Consider the following 18,290-nt stretch of genomic DNA (forward strand, 5'->3'; position numbering starts at 1 on the left):
TCCTATTCGTCGCCGATGCGGGCGAGTGCGTCGAGGAACGCGCTCGTCTCGTCTTCCGTTCCCGCCGACACGCGCAGGTGCCCCGGGATTCCGACGTCGCGCACGAGGACCCCGCGCTCGTACAGGCGCCGCCACGTGTCGTGCGGATCGTCGACCCCGCCGAAGAGCACGAAGTTGCTGCCCGACGGGTACGGGTCGTAGCCGAGTGCCTCGAGCGTCGCGGAGATGCGGTCGCGCTGCACGACGATCTCGTCGACGGTGCGCAGCATCTCATCGCTGTGCCGAAGGGCCGCCGTCGCGGCCGCCTGCGTGATGGCGCTCAGGTGATACGGGAGGCGCACGAGGCGAAGAGCGTCGACGACCGCGGCGTCTGCGGCGAGATAGCCGACGCGCGCGCCCGCGAAAGCGAACGCCTTGCTCATGGTTCGCGAGACGACGAGGCGCTCCCGGCCGGGCAGGAGCGTCAGCGCCGATGCGCCGTCGTCGGGCGAGAACTCGAAGTAGGCCTCGTCGACGATCACGATGCCGCGACTGGCCTCGTACACGGCCTCGACCACGTCGAGCGAGAGCGCCGTGCCCGTGGGGTTATTGGGCGTGCAGAGGAAGACGACGTCCGGATCGGCTTCGCGCACCTGACGCGCCGCATCCTCGGGATCGAGCTCGAAGCGCGGGCCGCGCGTGCCGGCGATCCATTCGGAGCCCACGCCGCGCACGAGAAGCGGGTACATCGAGTAGGTCGGGGCGAAGCCCATGGCCGTGCGGCCGGGGCCGCCGAACGCCTGCAGGACGTGTTGCAGAACCTCGTTCGAGCCGTTCGCGGCCCACACCTGGTCAGCTTCGATTCCGTGCCCGAGATACTCGGCGAACGCCTCTCGCAGCTCGACGAACTCGCGGTCGGGATAGCGGTTGAGCCCGGAGATCGACTTGGCGACCGATTCGGCGATGTCGTCGGCGACATCGGCGGGAACCGGATGGGTGTTCTCGTTCACGTTCAGCGCCACGGCGAGCGGCTCTTGCGGAGCGCCGTAGGGCTTCTGACCACGCAGGTCGTCTCTGAGGGGCAGGTCTTCGAGTCTCACCGTCACGCACCCGATTCTACGGCCCCGCCAGAAGTCAGAGACCGCTCGAGTACTGGGCCGGGATCGCGATGCGGTCGCCGGCGTCGACGGCCGAGTTCGACAGCACGTTGAGCGAGATGATCTCGCTCACAACGTCGCGCGGGTCGGCCTCGGGTGCCACCCGCTCGGCGATGCCCCACAGCGAGTCGCCGGGCATGACCGTGACGGACTGGAAGGTGCCCGACGGAGCGCCGGCGTCGTTGGAGCCGAGCGCCGCGCCGCCCGCAAAAGTGCCGATCGCTATGCCGGCGATGACGGGAAGCGCTGCGAGTGCTGCGAGAACCCGCCGACCGCGAGTCGTCAGACGCAGGCGGGTGCGGGAAGTCGCGATGTGCGGACCGGGTGCCGCGAGGGTGACCGTGCTCATCAGATGCCCTTCTCTCGTAGTGATGTTCCGAATCTATCTTCGAATGTTCGAATGTGTCAAGCGCTCATTCGAAACGACGCGATGCGGTCTCGCGACACACTCGAACAAACCTCCCGAAGATCGCACCGCTTCCGGTAACGTTCCTCGTGACGGGTTCCACCCCACCAAGAACCACTGACATTCGAAGAGGAGCGAGCGGATGAGCGCCGATATCACCCCGCAGACCCGCCCGAAGGGGCGCCGCCGCAAGAGCCTGAGCGAGAAGCAGATCGCGATCCTCGAGGTCATCCAGCATTCGATTCAGGTCAACGGCTACCCGCCGAGCATGCGCGAGATCGGCGACGCCGTCGGCCTCAAGTCGCTGTCGAGCGTGACCCACCAGCTCGGTCAGCTCGAGCTGAGCGGCTACCTGCGCCGCGACCCCGGCAAGACGCGCGCCATGGAGGTACTCGTCGATCTGCCCGGCTCGTCGACCGAGAATCCCGCGGATTCGGCGCCCTCTGTGGGCGATGCGGCGATGGTGCCGCTCGTCGGCCGGATCGCTGCGGGCACCCCGATCATGGCTCAGCAGCAGATCGAAGAGATCTTCCCGCTTCCCCGCCAGCTCGTCGGGAACGGCGAGCTGTTCATGCTCAAGGTCTCCGGCGATTCGATGATCGACGCGGCCATCTGCGATGGCGACTGGGTCGTCGTGCGCACTCAGAACACGGCGGAGAACGGCGAGATCGTCGCCGCGATGCTCGACGGCGAGGCCACGGTGAAGACGTTCCGCAAGCGCGACGGCCACGTGTGGCTTCTGCCTCGGAACTCGGCGTTCGAGCCGATCCTCGGCGACGAGGCGGTCGTGCTGGGGCGCATCGTCGCGGTCATGCGCGCCGTCTGACCGACGCGCCGATGGCGTCGCACGTCTGATTCTGTGCGGCTAGCGTGGGCATATGGCTTCCATCGACCGTCGTGCCTTCGGATCCTGGCCCTCGTCCATCCGCCCTGAGGACATGCCCGCGGGCTCTTTGCGCCTCGACCTCGCACGCTTCGTCGGTGACGACTACTGGTGGGCGGAGTCCGTGCCGTCTCAGAAGGGCCGCACGGCGATCCTTCGCTCCAGCGGCGACCCCGTGCTGCCGGCGCCGTGGAGCGCGCGCTCCCGAGTGCACGAGTACGGCGGCGGTGCGTGGACGCTGCTCGACGACGAACGATTCGCGTTCGTCGAGCAGTCGGACCAGCGCGTGTACATCTCGTCGGCGGGCTCCGATCCCGCTCCCCTGACCCCGGCGGATCCGCGCTTCGCGCACGGCGATCTCGTGTGGGCCGAAGGCGAGCTGTGGGCGGTGCGGGAGACGCACGTCGGGCCGCACGAGACGCCGATCCGCGAGATCGTTCGGATCCCCCTCGACGCGTCCGGGGCGAACGACGGGTCGGCCGTCGTGAGCGTCGTCTCCGGATCCGACTTCCTCGCCTATCCCACCCCGCGCGCAGGGCGGATCGCGTGGATCGCCTGGGACCACCCCGACATGCCCTGGGACGCCTCGGAGCTGCGCGTGGGAACCCTCGAGGACGGCCGCGTGCGCGAATGGACCCGCATCGCGGGCGGACGCGAGGCCAGCCGGGGCGAGAACGTGTCGGCGCTGCAGCCCGAGTGGGCGGGCGAGGACGAGCTGCTGTTCGTGCAGGATCCGCCGACGACCGCGGCGCGGGCCGACAGGACCTGGACGCAGCGCTGGAACCTCTTCCACGTGCGCTTCGATGATGGGCTCGCGCACGCGGCAGCCGAACCCGTCTATGCCGTCGACGGCGACACCGGCGGCCCGCTCTGGAGCCTCGGAGCCCGCTGGTACGCGGCGCTCGACGACGGCAACGTGCTCGCCGTCGTGACCGAGGGCCGTTCGCGGCTGATGCTCATCGAACCGGTCTCGGGCAGCGTCGCGGAGCTGGAGACGCCGCTCACCGGGGACATCCACATCCAGGCCGTGCGCGGCAGGCGGGCACTCCTGACGGGCGCCGGCGCCGAGGTGCCGGGCGGCCTGTGGGAGCTCGACGTGTCGGCGCGCTCGCTCCGGGCGGTGCGCGGCGGCGAGGTCGATCTGACCTCCCGCGTGCACTCCGTCGCGGTGCCGATGACCTTCCCCGGCCCCCTCGGCCCGGTGCATACGTTCTTCTATCCGCCGACGAACGGGGCCCTCGGCGGGCTCGACGGCGAGTTGCCGCCCGTGCTCGTGCTCGTGCACGGCGGGCCGACCGGTCACGTCACCGGCGATCTGTCGCAGAACTCCTCGTACTTCACGAGCCGCGGCATCGGCGTGCTCGATGTGAACTACGGCGGATCGTCCGGCTACGGTCGCGCGTACCGCGAGCGGCTCAACGGCGCATGGGGCCTCGTCGACGTGCAGGACGTCGCCGCAGCCGCGCAGGGCCTCGTCGCGAAGGGCCTCGCGGATCCGAAGCGCCTCGCCATCAAGGGCGGATCCGCGGGCGGGTGGACCGTACTGTGCGCGCTGGCCGACACCGACGTGTTCTCCGCCGGAATCAGCCGCTACGGCGTCGCAGACCTGCGCATGCTGCTCGCCGAGACTCACGACTTCGAGGCCCGCTACCTCGATGGCCTCGTGGGGCCGATGCCCGAGGCCGAGGCCGACTACATCGAGCGGTCGCCGCTGACGCATCCGGAGAAGCTCCGCACGCCGCTGCTGATCCTGCAGGGAACCGAGGATCCGGTGGTGCCGCCGTCGCAGTCGGAGGCACTGCGCGACGCGCTCGCGGCGAACAGCGTGCCGCACGCCTACCTGAAGTTCGAGGGCGAGAGCCACGGGTTCCGCCGCGCCGAGACGATCATCGCGTGCTTCGCGAACGAGCTCGCCTTCCTTGGTCAGGTGCTCGGCTTCGAGCCCCCCGGCGTCGCCGCGATCGAGCTCTCCTAGGGCGTGTCGGTCCGGCGACTGCGCGCGGGCGACGCGGTCGTCGCGTTCGCGGATGCCGCGGGCTCCTCCGGCGATGCGAGCGGGTTGAGCGAGACGGACCAGCGCCGCGCCGCGGCCCTCGTCGGGATCCGTCGCGCGCGATTCCTCGTGGGGCGCAGTCTGATCCGGTCCTTGATCGGCGAGCTCGCGCCGGGCAGCGACGCGGCGGTCATCGCGCGCTGCCCGCGCTGCGGGGGCGATCATGGCCCCGTCCGCGCCGTGGGCGCGCCCGTGAGCATCAGCGTGAGCTACGCGGGATCCGTCGTCGCCGTCGCCGCGACGCGCGGGCCGCGCGCCGTCGGCATCGACATAGAGCGCGGCGAGCCGCGCGCCCTGGTCGAGGGCCTCGAGCGGGTCTTCCGCACGCCGCCGACGCGCCGCCGGTGGACCGAGTTCGAAGCCGTCGTCAAGGCGGATGGCCGCGGGCTCGCGGTGCCGCCCGACGCGGTCAGATTCGAGCCCCGGGGAGAGAGCGCACTCGCCCATCTGGCAGACGCGCGCTACCGCGTGGACGCGCTCGACGCTCCGACCGGGTACACGGCCTCGATCGCCGTCGATTGAATCACGTCACAGAACCGGACCGCGCAGTATCGCCGGGGTCGAGGGAAGATCTGTCGGGGGAAACTCCGGCAGCTCGAGGTCTTCGAGCCACGCGACGAACAGGTCGCTGAGGTCTCGGCCCGTGACCTCCTCGACGAGGGCGATGAACTCGCTCGTGTGCGCGGTCGAGCCCGCGAATCGCTCGCACCATTCGCGGAGGAGGCGGAAGAAGTCGTCGTCGCCCACGGTCAGGCGCACGGCGTGCAGCGCGAGCGCACCGCGCTTGTACAGGCGATCGTCGAACATCAGATCCGGCCCCGGATCGGCGATGCAGATGTCCTGCTTCTCGTCCGCGAGCTGCTCACGATGCGCGAGAGCGAGCGCATGCGCCGAGTCGTCGCCCGCGGCCTCGGACCACAGCCATTCGGCGTAGCACGCGGGTCCCTCGTTAAGCCAGATATCGCGCCACGCGGCGATCCCGACGCTGTTGCCGAACCACTGGTGTGCGAGCTCGTGCGCGATCAAGCGGTCGAAGGTGCCCTCTCCGTCGATGAGGTTCGCGCCGAACACCGCGCCGCCCTGCATCTCGAGGGGGATCTCCAGGTCGTCCTCCGTGACGACGACCTGGTACGACTCGAACGGGTACGGGCCGAATGCTCTCTGGAATGCGCGCACCATGTCCCGCAGCGGCGCGAAGTCGGCGCGCGCCCGCGCCGCGATCGACGGCGGGAAGTGGAGTTCACCCCGGACGCCATCGAGGTCGACCTTCTTGACCGTGTAGCGGCCGATCTGCATGGGCACGAGATAGCTGGCGGTCGGCTCTGCGAGTCGGAACTCCCAACTGCGGCGCCCGCCCCGCGCGGAGTTCGCCACGCGTTCGCCCGCGACGACGTCGTAGAGAGTGTCGGTCGTGATGCGGATCCGATAGGTCGCCTTGTCGCGAGGATGGTCGTTGCAGGGGAACCACGTCGAGGCGCCCGTCGGCTCGGAGGCGACGGTCGCGCCGTCCTCGAGCTCTTCCCAGCCGAGGGTCCCCCAGCGCGAACGTCGCGGGCGCGGCGACCCGGCGTACTCGATCGCGATGTCGATCTCGTCGCCGCCCGAAACCGGGTCGGGCAGCGGAATCTCCAGGCGACCGCCGCGCTGGGTGAAGCGCGCGACGCGCTCTCCGCCCACCTGAACCCGGCTCGCTCGAAGGCCGACCAGGTCGAAGGCGATCGAGGTCGCATCCGTCCGCGCCGTGATCGCGATCTCGGCCCGCGCGGAGAAGCGGTTGTTCGACACTTTGTAATCGATGTCGAGATCGTAGTGCCGGGTGCGGAACCGGGCGTCGCCGAACCCCGGGGTGTAGTCGTCCGCGCCGACGTCCGTCGCGCGGAACCTCATGCGGCGTCCGCCTGATACGCGCGCACCGTGACCGCGCGCCACGGCCCGATCGGGTTTCCGCTCCACCGGCTGCCGACGGGAACGGACTCGCCGCGCATGACGAGGGACGCCGGCCCGACGGTGGAATCGGCGCCGATGACCGCGGCGGGCAGAACAACGCTGTGCGGCCCGAGCGTGGCGCCCTTTTCGATGGTGACGGTATCGGTGCTCATCACACGATCATGGAACAAATGCGTCTGAACCACACATCCACGGTTCACCGTCGCCCCGTCACCGAGCGTCACCAGGTCGGGCTCGGGCAGCCAGTAGCTGTCGGTCCACACGCCTCGGCCGATCTTCGCGCCGAGAGTCCTCAACCAGACCGCGAGCGCGGGCGTGCCGGCGGCGGCGTTCGCGAACCATGGCGCCGCGAGCATCTCCGTGAACGTGTCGGAGACCTCGGTCCGCCACACGAAACTCGACCACAGCGGGTGCTCGCCTGCGCGGATCCGCCCGACGAAGGCCCATTTCGCGACCGTGGTCACGAGCGCGGCGACCGCCCCGGCGAGCATCATCACGACGCCCGAGAGCAGGCAGGCGATGAGGATGCCCCACGAATCGATCATCGCGCCGAGCGCCGACATGACGGCGAGTCCGAGCGCGCACGTCACGACGACCGGGACGATGCGGCACAGCTCCCACAGCGCGCGCCACGCGCAGCGCGCGCGTGGGCTTGTACGTGCGCTCGAGATCCGCCTCGCTCACGACTCGTCGCAGGCGCACGGCAGGAGATCCGAGCCACGACGATCCGGCTTTCGCCTTGGCGGGGGCGACGGAGAGCACCGCGACGAGCGCGTTCTTCGGAACCGTGTGGCCCGCGGCTGACAGACCCGAGTTGCCGAGGAATGCGCGCTTGCCGATGCGCGCCCGGGCCAAGCGCATCCACCCGCCGCGCAGTTCGTAGGTCGCCACCATCGTGTCGTCGGCGAGGAACGCGCCCTCGTCGATCCGCGTGAGCGACGGCAGGAGCAGCACCGTCGACGCTTCCACGTCGTGCCCGACGCGCGCCCCGAGGAGCCGCAGCCAAACGGGCGTGAACAGGCTCGAGTAGATGGGGAACAGGAGCGTGCGCGAGGCATCGAGCAGGCGCTCGGTCGTCCAGGCCTGCCACGCCACGCGGCTGCGCACGGGGTACGTCCCGGGCTTCAGCCCGATCGAGAGCAGCCGCACGAGCAGCACGACGGCGCCCGCGAACACGACGCCCGCGACGATGACTCCGGGAACCAGCCAGATGAGCGCGCGCGGGACCGCTTCGGCGAACGAATCGGATCCGCGCATGGCCGCCGCGAGCACCGCGGCTCCCGCGGCGAACGCGATGAACGGCAGCAGCGAGAGGCCGACCGAGCTCGCGGCGTACGCCCACAGCCACCGCGTGCGACTCGGCGGGCGCGACGCGGACAGGGGCTTCGGGGCCGCCCCGGCGCGAGCGGCCGGCGAACCGGACCAGCTCTGCCCCGCCTTCACGCGACCGAAGACGGCGGATCCCGGGCGCACCTCGGCGCCGCGCCCGATCTTCGCGCCGGGCGCCAGCGTGCTGCGCGCGCCGATCGTCGCGTCCGCGCCGATGCGCACGGATCCGATGCGCACCGTATCGCCGTCGATCCATGTGCCCGTCAGGTCGACCTCGGGTTCGATCGCCACCCCGGATCCGATCTCGAGCATGCCCGTCACCGGCGGCAGTGTGTGCAGGTCGACGTCGCGCCCGATCTTCGCGCCGAGTGCGCGGGCGTAGTACGTCACCCACGGCGCCCCTGCGAGCCCGACGGGGTCGATCTGAAGGGCGATCTGATCCGCCAGCCAGAGCCGAATGTGCACGGACCCGCCGCGCGGATAGTCGCCCGGTCTCACACCCAGGAGGAGCAGCCGCGCGGCAGCCGCGGCGATCGCCATGCGGCCGAAGGGCGTGACGAACAGCACGAGACCGGTGACGATCACCCATTCCGGTGCGCTCGGCAGGAACTCGAAGCCGCTCACGAGGCCGAGGAGCCAGCTCGCCGCGAGCAACCAGGTCACCCATCGCGCGCCGGCGAGGACGAAGAGCGCAGCGGCCGAGAGCGACTGCACCCACTGCATCAGGGGCGGCGTCGGGCTTGCCGAGCTGTAGTTGGTCGCGCCCGTGGCGTGCTCCTCCTCGCCGATCGCCTCCGCCATCTTGCCGAGGCGCGGAAGGTCATAGACGTCGCTCATCGTGAACTCCGCCGCGCGCACGCGGATCCGAGACACCAGTTGGGCAGCCGCGAGCGACCCTCCGCCGAGCTCGAAGAAATCAGCCCGTTCGTCGACCGGGCGCAGTCCGAGCACCGCCGTCCACTGCTCCGCGAGCCACGCGGCGGTTCCGGACAGCGCCGAATCGCCCTCGCCCGTATCGGGGAGCGGCCATGGCAGCGCGGCTTTGTCGACCTTTCCGGAGGTGCGCACGGGCAGCTCTTCCATGACCGCGAGAACGGGGATGAGCGGCGCGGGCAGCGACTCGGCGAGCTCCGCGCGGGCGGCCCCGCGATCGAAGTCCTCGCCCGTCGGCACCACGTACCCGACGAGCATCGCGGTGCCGCCGGCCGAATGGCGCACGGCGACAGCGGCCGCGGTGACGGCGCTGAGGTTCTGCAGAGCCGACTCGACCTCGCCGAGTTCGATGCGCCGACCGCCGATCTTCACCTGGTCGTCGGCTCGCCCCAGGAAGACGAGGCCCTCCGGATCCGCCCGCACGAGGTCGCCCGACCGGTAGGCGCGTTGCCAACCGAGAGATTCCATCGGAGCGTACTTCTCGGCATCCTTCGCGGGGTCCAAATACCGCGCCAACCCGACGCCGCCGATGATCAGCTCTCCCTGTTCTCCCGCCCCAACCCTGTTGCCGGCCCCGTCGACGACCGCGAGCTCCCAGCCGTCGAGCGGCAGGCCGATGCGGATCGGCGCGGATCCGTCCATCTTCGCCGCGCACGCCACAACGGTCGCCTCGGTGGGTCCGTAGGTGTTCCACACCTCGCGCTCATCGCCGATGAGCCGCGCGGACAGTTCGGGCGGCAGCGCCTCGCCGCCGAAGATGAGCAGGCGCAGGTTCTCGATCGCGTCCTCCGGCCACAGCGCCGCGAGGGTCGGCACCGTCGAGACGACCGTGATCCCATGACCCACGAGCCAGGGGCCGAGGTCTTCGCCCGATCGGACGAGAGACCGCGGCGCGGGCACGAGACACGAGGAGTGGCGCCAGGCCAGCCACATCTCTTCGCACGACGCATCGAACGCCACGGAGAGCCCCGCCAGAACGCGATCGTCGGGCCCAAGCGGAGCGTCCTGCAGGAAGAGCCGCGCCTCCGCATCGACGAAGGCGGCGGCCGACCGGTGCGACACCGCGACGCCCTTCGGAACCCCCGTCGAGCCGGACGTGAAGATGATCCACGCGTCGTCGTCGGGCGTCGGCGCATCGACGTCCCTGGTCGGTCGCGCGCTCGGGTGCGGATCCTGCCCGTCGAACAGCCCGCCCGCGACGGTGCCGTCCGGGTCGACGAACTCCCCGCCCGCGCCGACGACGCCGCGCACGCGCGCTTCGCCGAACACGAGGTCTGCGCGCTCCTGGGGATCATCGGCGTCGACGGGCACATAGGCCGCTCCAGCCGCCATCACGCCGAGGATCGCGACGTAGACGTATCGGTCGCCCGAGGGCATGCGCACGCCGACGCGGTCGCCCCGGCGCACGCCGAGCGCGTGCAGCCGTCCGGCGGTCCGGTCCACGAGCGCGAGCAGCTCGGCGTAGCTGAGCGCACCGCGTTCGTCCTCCAACGCCGACGCGTCGGGATGTGCCTCGGCCGAGGCCCGAATGACATCGATGAGGGTGCGAGCAGGCGGCGCGGCGTGGGATCGATCGAGTCCGTTCGGATCCTGATCGGACGGATCAGCGGGCTCGATCGGCGGCGTCATCATGGTGGCGGGTGTCCTCGTGTCTCGTTCGACGGCGAGGTGTGCACCGCCGTGGCGCGGTCATTCTAGCCAGCCAACGAGAACGGTCGGGAAACCCCTACGCGGTGAGGAACGGGCCGAGATCGGCGGCCAGATCCGGGGCGACGCGGGCGTGCACCAGCGTTCCCGTATCCTCGTGGCTCTGCGCGAGGAACTGGCCCGCCTCGTGGATCTGCGAGATGAGGTCGCCGCGCTCATAGGGAACGAGCGCCCGGATCTCGACCGCCGGAACGGGAAGCGCCTGCTCCACGATCCGCCGCAGCTCGTCGATCCCTTCGCCCGTGCGCGACGAGACGAACACGGCCCCTGGAGCGAGACCCGCGAGCACCAGCCGTTCGGAGTCGTCGACGAGATCCATCTTGTTGAACACGACGATCTCGGGAAGATCGCGGGCGTCGACCTCGCCCAGCACGTCACGCACCGTCTGCAGCTGACCCGCGGGATCCGGGTGGCTTCCGTCGACGACGTGCACGATGACGTCGGCCTGACCGACCTCCTCGAGCGTCGAGCGGAACGCCTCGACGAGCTGGTGCGGCAGGTTGCGCACGAAGCCGACAGTGTCGGCGAGGGTGAACACCCGGCCGTCGGCCGTCTCCGTGCGGCGGACCGTGGCGTCGAGAGTCGCGAACAGCGCGTTCTCCACGAGCACGCCCGCCTGCGTCAGTCGGTTGAGCAGGCTCGACTTGCCGGCGTTCGTGTACCCGGCGATCGCCACCGACGGGATCGCGTGGCGGCCGCGCTCGGCGCGCTTGGCCTCGCGGGCCGGCGCGAAGCCGCGGATCTGCTTGCGCAGGATCGCCATGCGGGTGCGGATCCGGCGACGATCGAGTTCGATCTTCGTCTCACCGGGTCCGCGGGATCCCATTCCCGCGCCGGCCGCTCCCACCTGGCCGCCGGCCTGGCGGCTCATCGACTCGCCCCAGCCGCGCAGGCGCGGAAGGAGGTACTCGAGCTGCGCGAGCTCGACCTGCGCCTTGCCCTCGCGGGTCTTGGCGTGCTGCGCGAAGATGTCGAGGATCACGGCGGTGCGGTCGATGACCTTGATCTTGATGACGTCCTCGAGCGCGCGCCGCTGGCTGGGGGCGAGCTCGGCATCCGCGATCACCGTGTCGGCACCGACCGACAGCACGAGGTCGCGCAGCTCGTCGGCCTTGCCCCGACCGAAGTACGTCGCGGCGTCGGGATGCGGACGGCGCTGCAGGACGCCGTCGAGCACGACGGATCCTGCCGTTTCTGCGAGCGCGGCGAGCTCCTGAAGCGAGTTCTCGGCCTCTGCCTGCGCGCCCGACGGATACACGCCGATGAGCACGACGTTCTCCATGCGCACCTGGCGGTACTCGACCTCGGTGACGTCCTCGAGCTCGGTCGACAGACCGCCGACGCGGCGCAGCGCGTGACGATCGTCGAGATCCCACTGATCGCCGTCACTGTGATGGCTGGCCGTCTCGTGCGTCTGCAGCGCCTGCGCGGCACCGAAGACGCGGGACGTGCTGTGGGAATCTTCGCGCGCGAGGATGCGGTCGACTGCGTCGTCGGTGCCTGTCGTTTCGGCCAAGTGCTGCCTTTCGTGGAGCTGGACTTCGATTTTATCCGCTTCTCGCGTCGCGCGGGCCTCCGGTAGTGTCGATGTTCATGGGGGATCACTATTTCAGTGCGCAGCCCTCGAGCCCCGAAGAACTCCGCACCATCAGCGTGAACCTCGCTGGCCGCGACATCACGGCCACCACGGCAAGCGGCGTGTTCAGTCCTGATCGGCTCGACAAGGGCACAGAGGTTCTGCTCGCGAACTCTCCCGATGCTCCGCCCGGCGGCGATTTCCTCGACATCGGGTGCGGCTGGGGAGCGATCTCGCTCGATCTGGCGATGCAATCGCCGCACGCGCGGATCTGGGCGCTCGATGTCAACGAGCGAGCGCTCGATCTCGTGCGCCGCAACGCCGAGTCGCTCGGGCTCGACAATATCCGCGCCGTGACGGCAGACCAGATCCCCGCGGACATCGCCTTCCGCACGATCCGGTCGAACCCTCCGATCCGGATCGGGAAGCCCGCGCTCCACGAGCTGATGCAGACCTGGCTGCCCCGACTGGATCTCAGCAGCGACGCGTATCTCGTCGTGCAGAAGAACCTCGGCAGCGACTCGTTGCAGCGGTGGATGGAGCAGACCCTCCCCGACCGCTTCGCCGTGCACCGTCACGCGATCTCCAAGGGATTCCGCGTGCTGAAGGTTCGGCACCGCAGCGATACGACGGGGCCGATCGACACGCTCGCTGAGTGACTGACTTTTTGCCGAGCACCTGACGATTCGGCGGGATCCGTCAGGCGCTCGCCGAAATCTCAGGCGCTCGGCGAACCGTCACGCGACCGCGAGCGCCGTGGCAAGGCCCAGCATCATCACGGCGACGCCGGCGTCGAGGATCCGCCATGAGCGCGGCGAGCGCAGCCAGCGCGAGGCGAACCGCGCCGCGAAGGTGAGGATCGCGAACCACACGGCGCTGCCCAGGATCGCGCCGACGGCGAACAGCCAGCGCGCGTCGCCGTAGTGCGTCGAGATGGATCCGAGCAGCAGCACCGTGTCGAGGTACGTGTGCGGGTTCAGCCAGGTGATCGCGAGGCAGGTGAGGATCGCCGGAAGCATGGCGGTGCGCACTCGCGCCACGGGCACGGCCGTGAGCGTGGCGGTCGCGCCCGTGCCGCTCGCGAGCGTCGGCGCTGGCTCTTGGCGGGCGGGATCCGGCGATCCGGTCTCGATCGCCTCGCCGCCGCGGACCGCACGGATCGCTGCGAGCATCCCATAGCCGGCGAGGAATACGACGCCCGCCCAGCGCGCGGCGTCGAACAGCCACGGCACCTGTTCGACGACGACTCCGAACCCGCCGACGCCGACCGAGATGAGCACGACATCGCTCGCGAGGCATACGGCGGCGAGCGCGAGCGCGTGCCGCCGCCCGCCGCCCGCATGGCGGATCCCCTCACGCAGGAGGAAGACGTTCTGCGCGCCGGGCGCGGCGATGATCGACAGGCACAGGCCGAGGCCGGCGAGCAGAGCGGTGAGCATGGTTCCATCGTGTGCCGCGGCGTGCGAGAATCAAAAGCAGATCAGGATGAACGAAGGATGGTGAAGCAACGCTTATGTGGATTTCTCCCGAGCTCGCCGAGACGGTAGCGGCGATCGTCGACGACGGATCCTTCGAGCAGGCGGCCCGTCGCCTGCGCATCTCGCCCTCCGCCGTCAGCCAGCGGCTGCGCACCCTCGAGTCGCAGCTCGGCCGCGTGCTCATCATCAGGTCCCGGCCGATCCGCGCGACGGACGACGGCGCCGCGGTCGTGCGGCTCGCCCGTCAGTACGCGGCCGTCGGGCACGAGGCGTCCGTCGCGCTCGGCCTCGATCGGCAGGAGCGCATGCACGTGCCGATCGCGGTCAACGCCGACTCGCTCGCCACCTGGCTGCTGCCCGCGCTCGCGACCGTGGCGCACGACCAGGACGTGACCTTCGAGCTGCTCCGCGAGGACGAGGACCGCACGGCCAAGCTGCTCGAGACCGGCGCGGCGCTGGCCGCCATCACGTCGCAGAGGAAGCCGATCGCCGGGTGCACGGTGACGGGGCTCGGATCCACCGAGTACGTCGCCGTCGCAACGCCCGGCTTCGTCGCCCGGTGGTTCCCGGGCGGCGTCACCAAGAAGGCGCTGGCGTCGGCGCCGGCGATCGAATTCGATCGGTCGGATGACATCCAGTCGGACTGGTTGCGAGCCCTCGGCGTGGATCCCGATGTTCCCCCGCGGCATTACGTGCCGGCCTCGGAGGACTACGCCTCGGCGGTGCGCCTGAGCATGGGGTGGGGCATGCTGCCGCCGGCCCAGGCGCAGCCCTCGCTCGACATGGGCACGCTCACGCGCCTCGGCGGCCCCGACCTCGCGGAGCCGCTGTACTGGCAGCAGTGGAGCATCGATTCCGTGTCGCTGACGGCGATCCGGGAGTCGGTCGTCGCGCACGCGCGCGCGGCGCTCGCGGAAGCGTGACGGATCCGGGTTCGCCGAGCGCCTGAGATTTCGGCGAGCGCCTGACGGATCCGCCGAAATCGTCAGTATCTCGGCGAAAAGTCAGGCCCTCGGCGAGCGCATGCACGAGGCGAGAGCTGGCGGGGCCTCACCTCAGCGCGCTCACATTCGCGGATCCGGCGGTTCCCTCCACATTCCGGCACCCGAGTCGCACGCGGCGCGCGCGGATCCGACAGTCTGTGGTTTCCCGGCACACCGGAAGATGGGAACACAATGGAACTCGCGCCGCTCCTCGCCGCCCACGGCGGTTGGAAGCACCGGGACGACGTGCTCGATCTCGGGTGGAAGCCGCATCAGATCCTCGCGGCACGTCACGCCGAGGGGATCCCGCTGGTGCGGCGGAAGTGGCTGATCCTCCCGGGCGCGGGATACGGCACTCGCGAGGCGGCGCGCGTCGGCGGCGCGCTCACCGGGGTCAGCGCGCTCGACCGCTACGAGCTTTGGAAGCCGCCCGGGCTGCGCGATGGACGGGTGCACATCGGTGTGGCGCCGGATGCGCACGTCGATCGGGGCGAGCGCACCGTCCTCGACCGTGCGCGCACCGTGGTCGCTCGATCGCCGCGTTCCCTCATCGATCCGCTCCCGAACGTGCTCGCGAACATCGCGCGGATCCTCCCGCCCGTCGATGCGTTCGCCGTCTGGGAGTCGGCGGTCACGCAGAAGCACGCGACGCCGGAGCAGATCCGCGGCCTGCCGTGGCGAACGGAAACGGCGCGCTCCCTCGCCGAGCAGGTGAGTCGCCTCTCCGATTCAGGCATCGAGTCGATGTTCGTCGCGAACTGTCGCCGCGCGCGGATCCCTGTTGTGCAGCAGGTGAGGATCGCGGGGCGGCGCGTGGATGCGCTCGTCGGCGCGCACCTCGTCGTGCAGCTCGACGGGTACGCGTTCCACAGCGATGCCGCCCAGCGCCGCCAGGACATCGCCCACGACCGACAGCTGGCTCTGATGGGCTACACCGTGCTGCGGTACTCGTACCACGACATCGTCTACGACTGGCCGCGCGTGGAGCGAGAGATCCGCGCCGCGATCGCGCAGGGGCGCGCCGCATGATGTTGCCGAGCGCCTGAGATTTCGGCGAGCGCCTGACGGATCCGCCGAAATCGTCAGTATCTCGGCGAAAAGTCAGGCCTTCGGCGAACCGGCCCTACGCGAGGGTCACGGTGCCCGAGTATACGAGGGTGGCCGGGCCCGAGAGCGCCACGCGCTCCTGGCCGCCCATCTCGAACATGCTCACGCCCAGGACGCCGCCCGGAACCTCGACGCGCCACTCGTGCGGCGCACCGCCGGCCCAGCTGCGCACCGCGAGCGCCGCCGCGACCGTGCCGGTGCCGCAGGACAGCGTCTCCCCCACGCCGCGCTCGAACACGCGCATGCGGATCCGCCCCACGCCGGCCGTGATCAGCGGATCCTCGGGAACGACGAACTCGACGTTCGCGCCGCCCTCGGGCTGCGGGTCGATGTGCGGGATCACCGAGAGGTCGAGCCCATCGAGCTCGGCATCGCTCGCGAGCGCGACGACGATGTGCGGGTTGCCGAGGTCGATGTTCATGCCCGGGCGCGCGACGTCGAGCCCCCGGGCGCGCACGAGCGGATCCGCCGCGTCAGTGCGCCAGGTGCCGAGGTCCACCCGGAATCCGTCGTCGCTGCGCGTGACCGTCTTCGTGCCCGCGCGCGTGCCGACCGCGAGCGGGCTATCGAGCGAGGCGAGCCCCGTGTCGGCGAGGTAGCGTGCGAACACCCGCACGCCGTTGCCGCACATCTCCGCGATGGATCCGTCGGCGTTGCGGTAGTCCATGAACCACTCGGCGTCGGAGCCGAAGCCGCCCGCGGCCGATCGCACCACGCGCAGCAGCCCGTCTGCGCCGATGCCGAAGTGGCGATCGCACAGCGCCGCGACCTGGGCGGCGGAGAGGTCGAGCACACCATCCGGATCCGGCACGATCACGAAGTCATTGCCGGTGCCGTGGCCTTTTGTGAAGGGGATCTCGGGCATGGCTCAAGTCTACGAGCCCGTCATCCTCTGGTACGACGAAATCCCTCTGAGGATCCGTCTCACCTCCGATGTGCGCGAAGGTCGATCCGCGAAGGATAGAAGCATGATCACCACAGAACATCTCACCAAGCGTTTCGGATCCCATACCGCGGTCGACGACGTGTCGTTCGTGGTCAAGCCCGGTCAGGTCACCGGATTCCTCGGGCCGAACGGCGCCGGGAAATCGACCACCATGCGCATGATCATGGGCCTCGACCGGCCGAGCGCCGGATCCGCCTTCGTCAACGGCCGTCCGTTCGCGGAGCACGCAGATCCCATGAGCCAGGCGGGCGCGCTCCTCGACGCCAAGGCCGCGCACCCGGGCCGTCGCGCCGTGGATCACCTCCGTATGCTCGCCGCGACGAACGGGATCGGCAAGCGCCGCGTCGACGAGGTCATGGACCTGACCGGGATCTCGTCCGTCGCCTCGCGCCGCATCGGCGGATTCTCGCTCGGCATGCACCAGCGTCTCGGCATCGCCGCCACGATGCTCGGCGATCCGCAGGTGCTGATCTTCGATGAGCCCGTCAACGGCCTCGACCCGGAGGGCGTGCACTGGGTGCGCGGATTCGCCCGGGCGCGAGCAGCCGAGGGGCGCACCGTGTTCATCTCGTCGCACCTGATGAGCGAGATGGCGCAGACCGCCGACCACATCATCGTGCTCGGCAAGGGCCGCGTGCTCGCCGACGCACCGCTCAGCGACTTCCTGCGCGGCGCCGAGCACCCCACCGTGCGCGTGCGCGTCTCCGATGCCGCCGTGCTCGGGTCCGTTCTCGCCGCCTCCGGCGTCGCGATCACGCAGACCGGATCCGATGCGCTCGAGGTGACCGGCGTTCCCGCCCACATCGTGGCGCGCGCCGCCAGCCTCGAGGGCCTCGAGCTCCACGAACTCACCCCGGTGAACGCCTCCCTCGAGGAGGCCTACCTCGCCCTCACGGACGACGCCACCGAGTACCGCAGCGACTCCGCCGCCCTCGTCTCCTGACCCGCGGGCCGACTCTAAGGATCTTCGACATGACCACCACAATCGCTCCCACCGCCCCGCAACAGGCCACCCACCGCGTGAGCGCGGGTTCGCTCCTGAAGGCCGAATGGATCAGCATCGCGAGCCTGCGCTCGAACAAGCTCTCCTGGATCATCGGCACCGCTCTCGTCGTCCTCCCCGCCGCCGCATTCGCGGCGATCTACGGCGCGCAGTTCACCGACTCGGGCCAGGATCCCGCCATGCTCGAATGGCTGCCGGGCGTCGGCGAGATCGCCATGAACGGCTACTTCTTCGCCATCGCGATGGCCGTGATCATCGGTTCGTCTGTGTACGCGAAGGAGCACAGCACGGGATCGCTGCGCACGCTGCTGAGCGCCGCGCCGAAGCGCTTCGGCGTGATGGCCGCGAAGGCCGCCGTCGTGATCGCCGCCACCTTCATCGCGACCGTCGTCGCGTTCGTTCTCGCCTTGGCCGCCGCCTGGATCGTCGGCGAGCTGTTCGGTCTGCCGACGAACGTCGACGACGTGCTGTTCGGCGTCGTCCTGCCGATCCTCGGCGCCGGCGTCTTCGCCGCGTCGACGGCCGCGTTCACTCTCGGGATCGCCGCCCTGCTGCGTTCGGAGACCTGGGCCGTCACCGCGTCGCTCGTGTTCGTGTTCATCCTGCCGATGATCCTCGCGACCCTGCCGTGGTCGTGGGGCGCCGACGTGGCCGACGTGCTGCTCGGAACGACCGGCCAGAACCTCCTGTTGGCGCACGGCGCCCTCTCTGGCGATCTTCTGCTCGATCTGGTGCTCACCCTGGCCTGGGGCGCGGCGGCGTTCTTCGGCGGTGCGGCGGTGGTCGCGCGACGCGACGCGTAG

14 protein-coding genes and 1 pseudogene are annotated in these 18,290 nt (G+C 70.2%); 8 read left to right on the plus strand and 7 right to left on the minus strand.

What is annotated here, in order from left to right; translation table 11 throughout:
* Positions 1–2: 2 nt before the first annotated feature.
* Both G510_RS0102130 and G510_RS0102135 read right to left on the minus strand, forming a co-directional pair.
* The gene (locus G510_RS0102130; RefSeq protein WP_029152250.1) at positions 3–1,085 is read right to left on the minus strand and encodes a histidinol-phosphate transaminase; all 1,083 of its coding nucleotides are present in this window, start codon (positions 1,083–1,085) and stop codon (positions 3–5) included.
* A gap of 28 nt (positions 1,086–1,113) precedes the next feature.
* Positions 1,114–1,485 (minus strand): LysM peptidoglycan-binding domain-containing protein, encoded by a 372-nt coding sequence (locus G510_RS0102135; protein ID WP_029152251.1) that lies wholly within the window; start codon positions 1,483–1,485, stop codon positions 1,114–1,116.
* 199 nt (positions 1,486–1,684) lie between these two features.
* On the opposite strand from G510_RS0102135, the gene lexA reads away from it, so the two are divergent.
* The 3 genes from lexA to G510_RS15075 are packed head-to-tail and all read left to right on the plus strand — an operon-like array spanning position 1,685 to position 5,000.
* A complete protein-coding gene (lexA, locus tag G510_RS0102140; RefSeq protein ID WP_029152252.1) occupies positions 1,685–2,368 on the plus strand; it encodes a transcriptional repressor LexA in 684 nt (227 codons plus the stop codon).
* Between the two features lie 52 nt (positions 2,369–2,420).
* A complete protein-coding gene (locus G510_RS0102145) occupies positions 2,421–4,400 on the plus strand; it encodes a S9 family peptidase (RefSeq protein ID WP_029152253.1) in 1,980 nt (659 codons plus the stop codon).
* A gap of 3 nt (positions 4,401–4,403) precedes the next feature.
* Positions 4,404–5,000, plus strand: a complete 597-nt coding sequence (locus G510_RS15075; protein WP_051216212.1) for a 4'-phosphopantetheinyl transferase family protein — start codon at positions 4,404–4,406, stop codon at positions 4,998–5,000.
* A gap of 6 nt (positions 5,001–5,006) precedes the next feature.
* Here G510_RS15075 and G510_RS15080 read toward each other — a convergent pair whose 3' ends face one another.
* The 3 genes and pseudogenes from G510_RS15080 to hflX form a co-directional block, all read right to left on the minus strand.
* Positions 5,007–6,365, minus strand: a complete 1,359-nt coding sequence (locus tag G510_RS15080) for a M1 family metallopeptidase (RefSeq protein ID WP_084644176.1) — start codon at positions 6,363–6,365, stop codon at positions 5,007–5,009.
* Positions 6,362–10,319 (minus strand): annotated as a pseudogene (locus tag G510_RS15085) (Pls/PosA family non-ribosomal peptide synthetase). The gene G510_RS15080 and the pseudogene G510_RS15085 overlap by 4 nt, the downstream one beginning before the upstream one ends.
* 94 nt (positions 10,320–10,413) lie before the next feature.
* Positions 10,414–11,910: a GTPase HflX gene (gene hflX, locus G510_RS0102165; RefSeq protein WP_029152254.1), complete on the minus strand. Its 1,497-nt coding sequence runs from the start codon at positions 11,908–11,910 to the stop codon at positions 10,414–10,416.
* 71 nt (positions 11,911–11,981) lie between these two features.
* Here hflX and G510_RS0102170 point away from each other — a divergent pair, with 71 nt between their 5' ends.
* Positions 11,982–12,629, plus strand: a complete 648-nt coding sequence (locus G510_RS0102170) for a class I SAM-dependent methyltransferase (protein ID WP_425411284.1) — start codon at positions 11,982–11,984, stop codon at positions 12,627–12,629.
* 78 nt (positions 12,630–12,707) lie between these two features.
* Here the strand turns inward: G510_RS0102170 and G510_RS0102175 are convergent, their stop codons facing one another.
* A complete protein-coding gene (locus G510_RS0102175) occupies positions 12,708–13,409 on the minus strand; it encodes a LysE/ArgO family amino acid transporter (RefSeq protein ID WP_029152256.1) in 702 nt (233 codons plus the stop codon).
* A 74-nt stretch (positions 13,410–13,483) separates the two neighbouring features.
* Here G510_RS0102175 and G510_RS0102180 point away from each other — a divergent pair, with 74 nt between their 5' ends.
* Together G510_RS0102180 and G510_RS0102185 are read left to right on the plus strand one after the other, a co-directional pair.
* A complete protein-coding gene (locus G510_RS0102180; RefSeq protein WP_029152257.1) occupies positions 13,484–14,371 on the plus strand; it encodes a LysR family transcriptional regulator ArgP in 888 nt (295 codons plus the stop codon).
* A 252-nt stretch (positions 14,372–14,623) separates the two neighbouring features.
* Positions 14,624–15,460, plus strand: coding sequence for an endonuclease domain-containing protein (locus G510_RS0102185; protein WP_051216217.1), 837 nt, complete (start codon positions 14,624–14,626; stop codon positions 15,458–15,460).
* Between the two features lie 94 nt (positions 15,461–15,554).
* On the opposite strand, the gene dapF is transcribed toward G510_RS0102185, so the two are convergent.
* A complete protein-coding gene (gene dapF / locus G510_RS0102190; RefSeq protein ID WP_029152259.1) occupies positions 15,555–16,403 on the minus strand; it encodes a diaminopimelate epimerase in 849 nt (282 codons plus the stop codon).
* 103 nt (positions 16,404–16,506) lie between these two features.
* On the opposite strand from dapF, the gene G510_RS0102195 reads away from it, so the two are divergent.
* Both G510_RS0102195 and G510_RS0102200 read left to right on the plus strand, forming a co-directional pair.
* A complete protein-coding gene (locus G510_RS0102195) occupies positions 16,507–17,427 on the plus strand; it encodes an ATP-binding cassette domain-containing protein (RefSeq protein ID WP_029152260.1) in 921 nt (306 codons plus the stop codon).
* Positions 17,428–17,456: 29 nt separating this feature from the next.
* Positions 17,457–18,290 (plus strand): ABC transporter permease, encoded by an 834-nt coding sequence (locus tag G510_RS0102200; protein WP_029152261.1) that lies wholly within the window; start codon positions 17,457–17,459, stop codon positions 18,288–18,290.

The organism is Microbacterium gubbeenense DSM 15944, assembly GCF_000422745.1.
In the GTDB taxonomy this organism is placed as follows: Bacteria; Actinomycetota; Actinomycetes; order Actinomycetales; family Microbacteriaceae; genus Microbacterium; species Microbacterium gubbeenense.

What these genes read in the sequence shown, in the direction of transcription:
- G510_RS0102135 (WP_029152251.1), bottom strand. Translation starts at nt 1,485, where the DNA reads ATGAGCACGGTCACCCTCGCGGCACCCGGTCCGCACATCGCGACTTCC.
- lexA (WP_029152252.1), top strand. Translation starts at nt 1,685, where the DNA reads ATGAGCGCCGATATCACCCCGCAGACCCGCCCGAAGGGGCGCCGCCGC.
- G510_RS0102145 (WP_029152253.1), top strand. Translation starts at nt 2,421, where the DNA reads ATGGCTTCCATCGACCGTCGTGCCTTCGGATCCTGGCCCTCGTCCATC.
- G510_RS15080 (WP_084644176.1), bottom strand. Translation starts at nt 6,365, where the DNA reads ATGAGGTTCCGCGCGACGGACGTCGGCGCGGACGACTACACCCCGGGG.
- G510_RS0102170 (WP_425411284.1), top strand. Translation starts at nt 11,982, where the DNA reads ATGTTCATGGGGGATCACTATTTCAGTGCGCAGCCCTCGAGCCCCGAA.
- G510_RS0102175 (WP_029152256.1), bottom strand. Translation starts at nt 13,409, where the DNA reads ATGCTCACCGCTCTGCTCGCCGGCCTCGGCCTGTGCCTGTCGATCATC.
- G510_RS0102180 (WP_029152257.1), top strand. Translation starts at nt 13,484, where the DNA reads ATGTGGATTTCTCCCGAGCTCGCCGAGACGGTAGCGGCGATCGTCGAC.
- G510_RS0102185 (WP_051216217.1), top strand. Translation starts at nt 14,624, where the DNA reads ATGGAACTCGCGCCGCTCCTCGCCGCCCACGGCGGTTGGAAGCACCGG.
- dapF (WP_029152259.1), bottom strand. Translation starts at nt 16,403, where the DNA reads ATGCCCGAGATCCCCTTCACAAAAGGCCACGGCACCGGCAATGACTTC.
- G510_RS0102195 (WP_029152260.1), top strand. Translation starts at nt 16,507, where the DNA reads ATGATCACCACAGAACATCTCACCAAGCGTTTCGGATCCCATACCGCG.
- G510_RS0102200 (WP_029152261.1), top strand. Translation starts at nt 17,457, where the DNA reads ATGACCACCACAATCGCTCCCACCGCCCCGCAACAGGCCACCCACCGC.